The organism is Streptomyces sp. NBC_00236 (assembly GCF_036195045.1).
Lineage (GTDB): Bacteria > Actinomycetota > Actinomycetes > Streptomycetales > Streptomycetaceae > Streptomyces.
In genome coordinates this window covers 5509644-5523399 of record NZ_CP108100.1, presented here as the reverse complement: position 1 = coordinate 5523399, position 13756 = coordinate 5509644, and the positions used below count along the sequence as shown (strand labels likewise).

Below are 13756 nucleotides of genomic sequence, written 5' to 3'. Positions count from 1 at the left end.
TACTCCTAGGACAGACGCACGCGCGGATCGATGAACGCGTACGCGGCGTCCACGATGACGTTGAACAACAGGATGAAGGCGGCGCTGAAGATCAGCACGCCCATGGTCAGCGGGAGGTCCTTGAGGACCACGGAGTCGCGGGCGAGGCGGCCGACTCCGGCCAGACCGAAGGTGAGTTCGGTGACCATGGCGCCACCGAAGAGCGCACCCATGTCCATACCGATGATGGTGACGATCGGGATGAGCGAACCGCGCCAGGCGTAGCGGAAGAAGACGAAACGACTCGTCATGCCCTTCGCGCGGGCCGCCTTGACGTGCTCTTCCTGCAACTGCTCGATCATCGACGAGCGCGACATACGCGTGTACTGAGCCGTGAAGATGACCGACATGACGAGCCACGGGATCAGCAGACCCATGAACCAGCCACTGAAACTCTCCGTCAGCGGCACGTACTTGGGCTTGTCCAGCCAACCCGTGCTGTAGACGAAGATCCCGAGGACGACCGGGCCGAGGAAGTAGATCTGCAGGGAGCTCAGCACGAGCGAGGCCGAGCTGACCGTCTTGTCGACCTTCGTGCCCTTCTTCCAGGCAGCGAGCATGCCCAGACCCAGACCCACCACGAGGAAGACGACGAGTCCGCCGGCGGAGAGGGAGAGCGTCAGCGGGAGACGGTCGATGATCGTGTCCCACACCGGCTGCCCGCTGTCGAAGGAGATACCGAAGCAAGGGGCCGCGCACTCACCCACGGGAAGGTCGCGACCGGCGAAGATGCCGACCATGTAGTGCCAGAACTGGACCGCCACGGGCTGGTCCAGGCCGAGGTTCGTGTGAATGACCTTCAGGGCGTCCGGGGTGCAGTTCTTTCCACATGCGAGCAGTGCGGGGTCCTGCGGGATGGCGAAGAACATGAAGTACGTGACGGCACTGATCAGGAAAAGTGTCAGGACTGCGCCGAGCGTCCGGCGAGTGAGGAATCGAAGCATGGCTGGTCGCTGCTCTCAGGACGGCGGCAATGAGGGGGACATCAGGAGAGGGCCTGAGGTCCCGGGGGTGCGCGCTCCGCCGTGTGCGCACCCCCGGGATCGGCCTGTGCGGGTTGCTACTTCTTCAGGAACAGACGCGTGACGTCGACGTAGCTGGCGTCACTGGAGTACCGCAGACCACCGACGTTGGAGCCGAAGATCTGGAACACCTTGGTGAAGTAGATCGGGGCAGCCGGGTTGATGCGCTCCACGATGTCGTGGTGCAGCGCGGTCCAGGCCTTCTGGGCCTCGGCCGGGTCCGTGATCTTCATGATGCGAGCGATCTCGGCGTTGACCTTGGGGTCGTTGATGTGCGAGTAGACGGAGGAACCGTCCTGCAGCTGGGTACCGTCGTAGGACGGCGGGATGACGGTGGAAGCCGCCGGCCAGTCCTGGCCCCAACCGGTCATGTACAGGTCGAGACCGTTCTTGACCTTGCCGACCTGCTCGTACCAGGTGGCGGAGTCGATCTCCTTCTTGACGACCTTGAGACCGATCTCCTCAAGGCGCTTGGAGATCAGGACGGCCTGCTGCTGGCGGACCGGGGTGTTGCCGTAGGCGTAGATGACCTTCTTGCCCTCGGCGCCGGCTTCCTTGATGAGCTCCTTGGCCTTGGCGACGTCACCGTTGGGCTTCTTGAGCTTGCCGAAGGGGTCGTAACCCTTCTCGTAGCCCGGAACCGTCGGGGCCATCAGACCGGTCGCGGTCTCACCGCCGTAGGCGCCACCGTCGAGCTTGTAGAGCTGCGCGTTCGGCATCGCGTAGGTGATCGCGTCACGGACCTTCTTGTCCGTCATGCGGTCGAGGTTGAAGTTGAGCTGCCACACGTACGGGGCGTAGCCCTGGATCGTGCGCTTCATCGCGGCGGCGTCGCCCACGACCTTGCTCACCTGGTTGGTGGCGACCTGACCCGTGAACATCACGGCGTTCTTGGCCTCGCCACGGTCGGCCAGGAGGGTCTTGGTCTGGTCGTCGTCGTCGTGGTTGTACTCGATGTTGAAGCCGTCGACGTACTGGTGACGGACCGAGTCGGTCGCCGGGTCCCAGTTCGTGTTCTTGACGAGCTTCATCGACTTGCCGGGCTTGAACTCGGCGATCTTGTACGGGCCGGTCGCGACCGGGTCCGTGTCGTACTTCTCCTTGGTGTCCGTCTCCTTCGGCACCACGGAGTAGCCGGGCATCGCCAGCGCCTGACCGAGGTCGGGCTGCGCGTCCTTGAACTTGAAGACGACGGTCTTCGCGTCCGGGGTCGCCAGGACCGAGTCCGGCAGGTGCTTGCCCTTGTACGGACCGTCCGGCAGAGCCTTGCGGTACGTGGTGCCCGAGCCGGACAGCCAGTTCTGGATGTAGATCGGGCCGTCGGTGATGAACGACGCGTACAGGCGCTCGATCGTGTGACGGATGTCGGACGAGTCGATCACGTTGCCGTTCTCGTCCTTGAGGTTGTCCTTGAGCGTGTAAGTCCAGGTCTTACCGCCGTCGGTCACCTTGCCGGAGTCGGTGGCGAGGTCACCGACCACGGTGAGCTGGCCGTTGTCGTCCTCCTGGTACTGCGTCAGACCGCGCTGGAGCAGCCGGTCCAGCTGCTTGGCGTCGCTGACGTAGCTCTGGCCCGGGTCCAGGTGCGAGAAGTCCGCCTCCTGGTAGACCGTCATGGTGCCGCCGGGCTTGGCGCCGGGCACCTCGGCCGCAGGACCGGTGGACGCCTTCGCGTCACCCATGATGACGGCGGAGGACTGCTTGGCAGCGTCTTCCTGCGTCTTCGTCTTGGCCTTGCTGTTGTTGTCGTTGTCGCTGCCGCCGCATGCGGTCAGCACCAACGAACCGGCTGCCACCGCGATGACCGCGGCGCGCATCTGGCGCGTACCAAAGATGCTCATGACGATGAGTACCTATCTGTCAGTAGTGATCCAACTGAGCTGCCTGGCGCATCCGGCCCTGGCCGGCGTCCGGGTGACAGCTACCCCATCCGCGGGGGGACGGAAGCTTCAGCGTCCGGACTTGGGGTCGAACGCGTCTCGGACGGAGTCGCCGAGGAGGTTGAACGCCACCACGAAGACGACCATGGCGACACCCGGGAACAGCATGTAGACCGGGTCCTGCTCGTAGATGTCCGCGCCGATGGCGAACATCCGTCCCCAGTCCGGGGTGGGTTCGACGAAGCCGACACCCACGAAGGAGAGGAACGCCACGGAGAGAATCGTGGACGGCAGCAGCAGCGTGGCCTGCACGAGGACAGGCGTGATGATGTTGGGCATCAGTTCCTTGCGGATGATCCGCGCGGGCGATGCGCCCGAGATCCTGGCGGCCTCGATGAACTCCCGCTCGCGCAGGGTCAGCGTTTCCGCACGGATCAGACGGGAGAGGCCCATCCAGCCGAGGAACGACAGCACGATGATGATCGCGATGGCCCGCAGAGTGGTGGGGGTCTCCTCGTCGGGGCGGACGAACGCGGCGACGACGACCGGCATGGAGGCGATGAAGAACAGCTGGCTGGGGAAGCCCAGCAGAAAGTCCGTCAGCCGGCCGACCCAGTAGTCGATCTTGCCGCCGAAGTAGCCGCCCACCAGACCCATGAACACGCCGATCAGCACCATCAGGACGGTGGCTGCGAGGGCGGTGTAGATCGAGGTGCGCATGCCGTAGACGAGCTGCATGAACACATCGCGGCCGAGGTTCGGCTCGATGCCGAACCAGTGGTCGGCCGAGATGCCGCCCGCCCCGCCCGTCGGCATGTTGAACTCGTCGAGGAGGTCGAGGTTGTCCTGCCCGTAGAGGGTGTAGGCATCCTTGCCGTAGAGCATCGAGATCACGGGCGCGAGAATCGCCACCGCGAAGAAGAAGATGACGATGCACGCGGATATGACTCCGGTGCGGTCCCTCTTGAATCGACGCCACATCAGCTGCCCGGGAGAAAGGCCCGCGGCCTGCTTGGCCTCCGGTCCACCGGACTCCGACTCGCTCCCGGACGCCGGGAGGGCTGACACCTCGGCGTCATCAATCTGCACAGGACTTGTCACGGTCGGTCGACCCCCATAGGGATCAGCGTCGCGCACACGACCCAGTTGGCGCTTATGGCACCACGCATGGGTTCCTCCTCAAGAGTCCACTTGTTCACCGCAGGCGAGACACCGACGTCCGCCGTCATCTCTGACGTGCCTGATCGGTACACCCGGCGTGCTCGTGAGTCGGCACCCTGCCAGTGCGCGCCTCATTGACCCGAGCTCAACTGAGCCAACTATTGAGCACAACCGGGCTGTAAACCACACTTAAAGGGTCTCGGTTTGACAACATAGGGAAGCCTTGAATGGCCGAAATTCGGACAAAGGGATCCTAGACAGACACACCCGAAACGGACTGTTAACACGTGGTCCGGTGAACAGCGCCCGATATCCGGACGTCTGACGAAAGAAAACAGGTTGCGCAGAACGGTCGCGCGGCACGCGTTCGGCGCCGTCGCGGGACGCGGGAACGGAGTTGCCGGGCGCGAGGTTCTCCCGCTTCTCCTCGGCCGTCGACGACGAGGGCCCAGAGGTACCCGCAGGGCGCGTTTCGGGTCATTCCCGGCCGGATTCACCGACCCGGGCCTCGGGCCCCGTCGGCGGGCCTCAAGAGCGCCCCGACGGCGCTGTGTACGGCGGGAGCCGCACACGGGGAAGGCCCGGTTCCGCGACAGTCGCGGAACCGGGCCTTCCTCGTACGATCAGCGCTTGGCGCGCGACGCGGAGCGGCCGCGCTCCTTCTGGTCCAGGACGACCTTGCGGATACGCACGGTCTCCGGGGTGACCTCGATGCACTCGTCGTCGCGGCAGAACTCCAGCGACTGCTCGAGCGAGAGCTTGCGGGCGGGCACGACGTTCTCCGTCGTGTCCGCGGAAGCCGCACGCATGTTGGTGAGCTTCTTCTCCTTGGTGATGTTCACGTCCATGTCGTCGGCGCGCGAGTTCTCACCGATGATCATGCCCTCGTAGACCTCGGTGGTGGCCTCCGTGAAGATGACACCCCGCTCCTGGAGGTTGACCATCGCGAACGGCGTCACGACGCCCGCGCGGTCCGCGACCAGCGAGCCGTTGTGACGGGTGCGCAGCTCGCCGAACCACGGCTCGTGGCCCTCGAACAGGGAGTGCGCGATGCCCGTGCCACGGGTCTGGGTCAGGAACTCCGTACGGAAGCCGATGAGGCCGCGGGACGGGACGATCCACTCCATGCGGACCCAGCCCGAACCGTGGTTCGTCATGGTCTCCATGCGGCCCTTGCGGGTCGCCATGAGCTGGGTGATGGCGCCGAGGTGCTCCTCCGGCGAGTCGATCGTCATGCGCTCGATCGGCTCGTGGGTCTTGCCGTCGATCTGCTTGGTGACCACCTGCGGCTTGCCGACGGTGAGCTCGAAGCCCTCCCGGCGCATGGTCTCGATGAGGATCGCCAGCGCGAGCTCACCACGGCCCTGGACCTCCCAGGCGTCGGGGCGCTCGGTGTCCAGGACGCGGAGCGAGACGTTACCGACGAGCTCGCGGTCCAGACGGTCCTTGATCTGGCGGGCGGTGACCTTGTGGCCCTTGCCGCCCTTGCCGACGAGCGGCGAGGTGTTCGCACCGATGGTCATCGAGATGGCCGGCTCGTCGACCGTGATGAGCGGCAGGGCGATCGGGTTCTCGGTGTCGGCCAGGGTCTCGCCGATCATGATGTCCGGGATACCGGCGATCGCGCAGATGTCGCCCGGGCCCGCCTTCTCGGCGGGCTTGCGGGTGAGCGCCTCGGTCATCAGCAGCTCGGTGATGCGGACGTTGGACTGCGTGCCGTCACGCTTGATCCAGGTGACCGTCTGGCCCTTGCGCAGCTCACCCTGCTCGACGCGGCACAGCGCGATACGGCCGAGGAAGTTGTCGGCGTCCAGGTTGGTGACGTGCGCCTGGAGCGGGGCGTCCTCGTCGTACTCCGGGGCCGGGACCGCGGAGAGGATCGTGCTGAAGAACGGCTCCAGGCTGTCGCTGTCCGGCGGGACGGTGCCGTCCTCCGGCTTGGTCAGCGAGGCGACGCCGTCACGGGCACAGGCGTAGACGATCGGGAACTCGATCTGGTCCTCGTCGGCGTCCAGGTCCAGGAAGAGGTCGTACGTCTCGTCGATGACCTCGGCGATCCGGGAGTCCGGCCGGTCCGTCTTGTTGATGCAGAGGATGACCGGCAGCTTGGCCGTCAGCGCCTTGCGGAGCACGAACCGGGTCTGCGGAAGCGGGCCCTCGGAGGCGTCGACCAGCAGCACGACCGCGTCCACCATCGACAGGCCTCGCTCGACCTCACCGCCGAAGTCGGCGTGGCCGGGGGTGTCGATGATGTTGATCGTGATGACGTCGCCGCCATCCTTGGGGTGGTACTTCACGGCCGTGTTCTTGGCCAGGATCGTGATGCCCTTCTCACGCTCCAGGTCGTTCGAGTCCATCATGCGTTCGTCGAGGTTCTCGGCGGCGTGCGCGGCAAAGGCGCCGGCCTGCTTGAGCATGGCGTCGACCAGCGTGGTCTTGCCGTGGTCGACGTGGGCGACGATGGCTACGTTACGGATGTCGTGGCGCGTGGGCATGGGTGGCTTGCGCTTCTCTCGGATCGGGGATTCAGGCGTCTTAGTCGGTCTTGAGTCCTCGTACGCCCGCCGGGCGGACGCGCCACGGCTACTCCCCATGGTACGGGGCGGGCGCGCCTCCGGCTTCCCGGGCAAGTCTTACCGGCCATGAGACGGCGGACGCGCCTCGTCCGGAGTGAAGCGGTGGGCCCGCGTCCGCTTGGTGTTTCCGCCACCGTGATCAGGTCTTCCGCCGGAATTCACCGGTGGTCATGAACACGATCCCCCGGGCGGACGACGCGGACGCGGGGCCGGAACAGCTCGGGAGGTGGGGCTCCGGAGCTGCGGCTCCTCGGCGGGGGGCTCGGAGCGGGCCTCCACGGCGCGGTCTTCGGGTTGGGGCCCTTCGGCCGGCGGTGGAGTGGTCGGGTCACCCGGGTCAACAGGTACGCACAGCCTTGCCCGCCGGCAGGCCGGCGGGCAAGGGAATTGAGCCAGTTCTGAGCTTTGGGTCCGGCGCTGACCTGCTGCTTCGTCGTGTTGGCCGGTCTGGAGGGACCGGCGGCCGGGGGGCGGAAGATGGAGCGGGGCCGGGTGCGTGCAGCCCCGACCGCCGGTCCCTCCTACTTCGTCTTGTTGGCCGGGGCTCCGGCGGACTGCGGCTTCTTGAAACCGATGTCCTGGTAGTGCGGCACCCCGAAGCCGAAGGCGCCGACGTTCACGAGCTTCTTGTCCGTGGCGACCAGCTGCGGGCGCTGGTAGAGGGGAATCGATCCTGCGGCGGCCCAGATCCGGGCGTCCGCCTGCTTCATCAGATCCCGGGACGTCTTCTCGTCGAGCTCCGAGACCGCCTCGTCGAAGAGCTGGTCGATGTGGTCCGTGCCGACGCGGGAGTAGTTCTGCTCGACGAGCAGCGAGCCGTCGGTGGCGGGCACCGGCTTCGCGAAGATCGGGCGGTTGTCCGTGGCCGGGTAGGCGGTGGCGGGCCAGGAGTACAGGGCCAGGTCGTAGTCACCGGAGGCGACGTGGTCCCGGAAGTAGCTGTCGTCGGAGACCTTGGTGATCTCGGTACGGATCCCGATGGTGTCCAGCATCGCCGCGATCTTGTCACCGACGCTGCGCAGGGACTCGGAGCCGGGACCCGACGGCAGGACGAACCGCAGCGACAGCGCCTTGCCGTTCTTACCGAGCGGGCCGCGGGCGGTGTCGGGGGCCTGGACGGGAGCCGCCGTGCCGACCGGGGCGTAGGCACCGGCCGCTCCGCCGGGCTGCCGGTCCTGGGCGGTGATCCGGGCGGGGGCGTCCTCGGAGGTCCCCGTCTCGCCCAGGTGCCCGGCCTGGCGAAGCAGGGCGGCGCTCTGGACGGCGGCGGCGGGGGCGGGGGCGATGACGTGGGTGGCGACGCCCCCGGCCTCGCCGGGCTTGTTGTCGTCGCCGACGATGTACAGGCCGTCGTCCTCGGAGGGCTCGCGCCGGGCGGCGTCGTCGGTCTTGCCGTCGTCCTTCGCGCCGTCCGACTTCTCGGCCTTCTCCTCCTCCTTCTCTGCGGCCTTCTCCTCCTCCTTCTTCCCGGCGTCCTTCTGCTTCTCGCCCTCGCTGCCCGCCTTGGTCCCGTCCGTCTTCTTGAGGGCGCCCTCGCGCGTCCACCCGGCGTCGGCCAGCAGCGCCTGCGCCTCCTTGGCGTCCTGGCTGCCGAGCGCGTCACTGCCGTCCTTGTACGCGGGCTGCCCGGCGAGGGCCAGGTGGCTGCCGAGGGGCTCGGCGGGCAGGCCGAGCGGTTTGAGCACGGTGTCGGCGAGCTCCTGGCGGTCCAGGGCACGGGCCACCGCCCGGCGTACCCGGTCGTCGGCGAGCGGCCCGCTCTCACCGTTCAGCGCGAGCTGGGTGTAGGCGGGCTCCAGGGACTTGCGGACCACGTAGCCGCGCAGGTCGCTCTGCTCGGCCGCGTACGCCTTCGCGGCCCTGGCCTTCTCGTCCCGGGCCTCCTGCGCCTCCTCGGCCACCTCCTCGTCGGAGCCGTGGGCCAGCGCCCAGGACCGCAGCGCCTGGGCCGGGGTGACCTCGGAGCCGGGGCCGTGGGCGGGCGGTGCGCCGTTGCCGCCGGCGTCCCGGGAGGCCTGGACGATGCGGTTGGCGGCCGCCGCGTCGATGTCGGCGACGTCGACCTTCCCCTCGGTCAGCGCCTCCGTGCGGTCCTGCGGCTTCACCGCCTTGAAGACCAGCGAGTCGAGCTTGGCAGGGCTGCCCCACCAGCGCGGGTTGCGGGCCAGCGTGACGGAACCCGTCTCCTTGTCCACCTCGCGCAGCCGGAACGGTCCCGCGGTCGCCTTGAGCGTGGAACGCGCACCGTCGTTGAACGCGTCCGGGGAGCCCGTCACCTGCTTCGGGTAGAGCGGGGAGAAGAGGGAGCGCCAGTCCGCGTACGGCTTGGCGAAGGTGACCTTGACCTCGAGGTCGTCGGCACCGCGCTCGATCTTGTCGATGCGTTCGTACCCGGCGTTGCGGGCCGTCCAGAAGGCGGAGTCCTTGCCGCTCAGCGCGCGCCACTGGGCGACGAAGTCCGGTGCGCCGATCTCCCGGCCGTCGCTCCAGACCGCTTGCTGGTTCAGCCGGTAGAGCACGACCTGCTTGGGCTCGGTCTCGACGACCTTCGCGGATTCCAGGTAGTCCGGATTCAGCTGAGGCCGGCCCTTGGCGTCCAGCGGGAAGAGGGTCGGCAGCAGGGCGCCGGTGATCCGGGTGGTGGCGCTGTCGGCGTCGGCCTGGAAGGCGTTGAGGGTGGCGGGCATCGCGTCGATGGCCCAGTTGACCGTGCCGCCCTCCGCCACCTGGGCGCGGGCCGCGGACGCGATGTCCTGCGGAGTGATGACGGCGCTGGTGGCCTCGTCGCCGCCCGAGCTGCAGCCGGCCAGTACGGGGAGGGTCAGCACTCCCGTGGTGAGCAGGGCGAGCGAGCGGCGCTTTCGGGATGTCCCGCGCGGGACGCCGACGTGGGACATGACTGATACCTCCGGGGACGGCCCGGCCCACCGTTACCCGTATGGGCCGGATTCTGCGTGTTTGGTGGCATTTGCAGTTGATCACACTGGTTCCGCCCGTCCACTGAAAGCGCCCACGCGCGGGAGAGCGCGCAGACACGGCGCAGCGGCCCCGAACCTCACCCGTGCGGCGGAGTGCCGGAACCGTCCGGAATTCCGGCCCCGACGACGCCGCCCCACCCCGCACCGCAAGACAGGGGCGCCCGCTCTCTTCCCAACGGGGGTGTGACGCGCGACACTCGCATGCGCATGAGCATGGCCACCCGCGACTGCGGAAGTGAGATCAAGTCATGTCACTGCAGGACGAATTGACGGCAGTTCAGCACTGTCTCGACGACCTGGTCCGCACCGTCGGACGGCTGGAGCGGAGCCTTGCGCAGCTGCGCGAGGCGGCCACCGCTCCGGACCCGCTCGGCCGCGCCGGCCACGCCGCACCCGTCGACGGCGTCATCACGATCACCGAGGCGCCGTACGACACCACCCTGTGGACGGACTCGGACGACGAGGGTCTGGGCGTCCCCGGCAGGCACGCCCCCTAGCCGGCGCGTCTGACACCTCCTAGGAGAGTTCCTTGGCCACCGGTACGGAAACAGGAACGGATTCAGGCAAGGACCCGGGCAGCTCCCCGGGCACGGGACCCCGCCCGCCGGGCAGTGCCGCCGCCCGGACGACGGGCGTGCACCACCCCACGCGGGCCGCCATCGCCGCCCGGCATCTGCGGACCGACCGCTGGTGGCTGGCGCCCGCGGTGACGGCGGGCGGGCTGCTCGCCTTCATCGTCTACTCGACCTGGCGGGCGTTCGCGAACGCGGACTACTACGCCGCGCCCTACGTCTCGCCGTTCTACTCGCCCTGTCTGGCGGACAACTGCGCCCCCATGCGGGGCGGCCCGAACTGGGAGATCCTCGGCAGCTGGTGGGGGCTGTCCCCCGCCCTGCTGATCCTGATCTTCCCGCTCGGCTTCCGGCTGACCTGCTACTACTACCGCAAGGCCTACTACCGGGGCTTCTGGGCCTCGCCCCCGGCCTGCGCGGTCGCCGAGCCGCACCGGAAGTACAGCGGCGAGACCCGGTTCCCGCTGATCATGCAGAACATCCACCGCTACTTCTTCTACGCGGCTGTGCCGGTCGCCGGGATCCTCACGTACGACACCGTGCTCACCTTCCGCGACGAGCACTACGCCTGGGGCCACATGGGCCTCGGCTCACTGATCTTCCTGGTCAACATCGCCCTGATCTGGGCGTACACCCTGTCCTGCCACTCCTGCCGGCACATCATCGGCGGCCGGCTGCGGCACTTCTCCCAGCACCCCGTGCGCTACCGGCTGTGGGGCTGGGTGGGCCGGCTCAACGCCCGTCACATGCTGCTCGCCTGGGCCTCGCTGATCAGCGTGGCGGCGTGCGACTTCTATGTGTACCTGGTCGCCTCCGGCGCCTTCGACGATCCGAGGTTTTTCTGAATGACTGAGCTCGAACGACAGCAGTGGGACGTCGTCGTGGTCGGTGCCGGAGGCGCCGGGCTGCGCGCCGCGATCGAGGCCCGGGAGCGCGGGGCCCGTACGGCCGTCATCTGCAAATCGCTCTTCGGCAAGGCGCACACGGTCATGGCGGAGGGCGGGATCGCCGCCTCCATGGGCAATGTGAACTCCGGCGACAACTGGCAGGTGCACTTCCGCGACACCATGCGCGGCGGAAAGTTCCTCAACCAGTGGCGGATGGCGGAGCTGCACGCCAAGGAGGCGCCCGACCGGGTGTGGGAACTGGAGACCTGGGGCGCCCTCTTCGACCGCACCCCCGAGGGGAAGATCTCCCAGCGCAACTTCGGCGGCCACGAGTACCCGCGCCTGGCCCATGTCGGGGACCGTACCGGCCTCGAACTGATCCGCACCCTCCAGCAGAAGATCGTCTCCCTCCAGCAGGAGGACGAACGCGAGTTCGGTGATCACGAGGCGCGGTTGAAGGTCTTCCAGGAGTGCACCGTGACCCGCGTCCTGAAGGACGGGGAGAGGGTCTCGGGCACCTTCTGCTACGAGCGCGAGACCGGCCGCTTCTTCGTGCTGGAGGCGCCCGCGGTCGTCCTCGCCACCGGCGGGATCGGCAAGTCCTTCAAGGTGACGTCGAACTCCTGGGAGTACACCGGCGACGGCCACGCGCTGGCTCTGCTGGCCGGCGCTCCCCTGCTGAACATGGAGTTCGTGCAGTTCCACCCCACCGGCATGGTCTGGCCGCCCTCGGTCAAGGGCATCCTCGTCACCGAGTCGGTGCGCGGGGACGGCGGGGTGCTGCGCAACTCCGAGGGCAAGCGGTTCATGTTCGACTACGTCCCCGACGTGTTCAAGGAGAAGTACGCGCAGTCGGAGGAGGAGGGCGACCGCTGGTACGAGGACCCGGACCACAACCGCCGCCCGCCCGAGCTGCTGCCGCGCGACGAGGTCGCCCGCGCCATCAACTCGGAGGTGAAGGCGGGCCGCGGCTCGCCGCACGGCGGGGTGTTCCTGGACGTGTCGACCCGAATGCCCGCGGAACGGATCCGGCGCCGGCTGCCGTCGATGTACCACCAGTTCAAGGAGCTGGCGGACGTCGACATCACGGCCGAGGCGATGGAGGTCGGCCCGACCTGCCACTACGTGATGGGCGGCATAGCCGTCGACTCCGACACCACCGCGGCCCTGGGCGTGCCCGGTCTGTTCGCGGCGGGCGAGGTCGCCGGCGGCATGCACGGCTCCAACCGGCTCGGCGGGAACTCCCTCTCCGACCTGCTGGTCTTCGGCCGGCGGGCGGGGCTGCACGCAGCCGGCCACGCCGCGGCCGCCGACGCCCCGCCGGTCGTCGACGAGGCGCAGATCGACGCCGCAGCCGCGGAGGCCCTGCGTCCGTTCAGCGCGGAGGACCTCGCCGAGGGCGCGCCGACGGAGAATCCGTACACCCTGCACCAGGAACTGCAGCAGACGATGAACGACCTGGTCGGCATCATCCGGCGGGCCCCCGAGATGGAACAGGCCCTGGAGAGGCTGGCCGGACTGCGCGAGCGGGCCGAGCGGGCCGGCGTCGAGGGGCACCGGCAGTTCAACCCCGGCTGGCACCTCTCCCTGGACCTGCGCAACATGCTGCTGGTCAGCGAGTGCATCGCGCGGGCGGCCCTGGAGCGCACCGAGAGCCGCGGCGGCCACACCCGCGAGGACTGCCCGACGATGGAACGGTCCTGGCGCCCGGTCAACCTCCTGTGCCGGCCGGCGGACGAGCAGGGCCCCGCGAGCGGCCGGATCGATCTCGTACGCAAGGTGACCGAACCCATCCGTCCGGATCTGCTCTCCCTCTTCGAGAAGGAGGAGCTGGTCAAGTACCTCGCCGATGAGGAGCTCGAAGAGTGAGCAGCTACGACGCACGGTTCAGGGTGTGGCGCGGGGACACCGAAGGCGGCGGCCTGGAGGACTTCGAGGTCGAGGTCAACGACGGCGAGGTCGTCCTCGACATCATCCACCGCATCCAGGCCACCCAGGCGGGCGATCTGGCGGTGCGGTGGAACTGCAAGGCGGGCAAGTGCGGTTCGTGCAGCGCGGAGATCAACGGACGGCCGCGGCTGCTGTGCATGACGCGGATGTCCGTCTTCGGCCGCGAGGAGACGATCACGGTCACCCCGCTGCGGGCCTTCCCGGTGGTGCGCGACCTGGTGACGGACGTGTCGTTCAACTACACCAAGGCGCGCGAGATCCCCGCCTTCGTCCCCCCGGAGGGCGTGAAGCCGGGCGAGTACCGGATGCAGCAGGTCGATGTGGACCGCTCGCAGGAGTTCCGCAAGTGCATCGAGTGCTTCCTGTGCCAGGACACCTGCCATGTGGTGCGCGACCACGAGGAGAACAAGACGGCCTTCGCCGGGCCGCGCTTCCTGATGCGGGTCGCCGAGCTGGACATGCATCCGCTGGACGCCGCCGCCGAGTCCGGACTCGACCGGAAGGCGACGGCGCAGGAGGAGCACGGACTCGGGCTCTGCAACATCACGAAGTGCTGTACGGAGGTGTGCCCCGAGCACATCAAGATCACCGACAACGCGCTGATCCCGCTGAAGGAGCGGGCCGTGGACCACAAGTACGACCCGCTGGTGTGGCTGGGGAACAAGATCCGGCGGCGGGACGCGACGTGAGG

9 protein-coding genes are annotated in these 13756 nt (G+C 68.2%); 4 read left to right on the top strand and 5 right to left on the bottom strand.

The features are described 5' to 3' along the window. Positions 1-5: 5 nt before the first annotated feature. From OG446_RS25030 to OG446_RS25010, 5 genes are all read right to left on the bottom strand, one after another. Entirely contained in the window at positions 6-983 is a 978-nt protein-coding gene (locus OG446_RS25030) for an ABC transporter permease (RefSeq protein WP_219570783.1), read from the bottom strand. Between the two features lie 116 nt (positions 984-1099). Continuing rightward, positions 1100-2902, bottom strand: coding sequence for an ABC transporter substrate-binding protein (locus tag OG446_RS25025; protein ID WP_328896142.1), 1803 nt, complete (start codon positions 2900-2902; stop codon positions 1100-1102). A 108-nt stretch (positions 2903-3010) separates the two neighbouring features. Continuing rightward, positions 3011-4009: an ABC transporter permease gene (locus tag OG446_RS25020; RefSeq protein WP_443050283.1), complete on the bottom strand. Its 999-nt coding sequence runs from the start codon at positions 4007-4009 to the stop codon at positions 3011-3013. 716 nt (positions 4010-4725) lie between these two features. After that, the gene (gene typA, locus OG446_RS25015) at positions 4726-6597 is read right to left on the bottom strand and encodes a translational GTPase TypA (protein WP_328896140.1); all 1872 of its coding nucleotides are present in this window, start codon (positions 6595-6597) and stop codon (positions 4726-4728) included. A 602-nt stretch (positions 6598-7199) separates the two neighbouring features. After that, entirely contained in the window at positions 7200-9575 is a 2376-nt protein-coding gene (locus tag OG446_RS25010) for an ABC transporter family substrate-binding protein (RefSeq protein ID WP_328896139.1), read from the bottom strand. A gap of 329 nt (positions 9576-9904) precedes the next feature. Here OG446_RS25010 and OG446_RS25005 point away from each other — a divergent pair, with 329 nt between their 5' ends. The 4 genes from OG446_RS25005 to OG446_RS24990 are packed head-to-tail and all read left to right on the top strand — an operon-like array spanning position 9905 to position 13754. Beyond that, positions 9905-10153: a hypothetical protein gene (locus OG446_RS25005; RefSeq protein ID WP_328896138.1), complete on the top strand. Its 249-nt coding sequence runs from the start codon at positions 9905-9907 to the stop codon at positions 10151-10153. A gap of 32 nt (positions 10154-10185) precedes the next feature. Continuing rightward, positions 10186-11073 (top strand): hypothetical protein, encoded by an 888-nt coding sequence (locus tag OG446_RS25000; protein ID WP_389257714.1) that lies wholly within the window; start codon positions 10186-10188, stop codon positions 11071-11073. Continuing rightward, complete coding sequence (locus OG446_RS24995; RefSeq protein WP_328896137.1) at positions 11074-12984, top strand: fumarate reductase/succinate dehydrogenase flavoprotein subunit; 1911 nt, start codon at positions 11074-11076, stop codon at positions 12982-12984. Next, complete coding sequence (locus OG446_RS24990; RefSeq protein ID WP_328896136.1) at positions 12981-13754, top strand: succinate dehydrogenase/fumarate reductase iron-sulfur subunit; 774 nt, start codon at positions 12981-12983, stop codon at positions 13752-13754. The genes OG446_RS24995 and OG446_RS24990 overlap by 4 nt, the downstream gene beginning before the upstream one ends. The last annotated feature ends 2 nt before the right edge of the window (positions 13755-13756 follow it).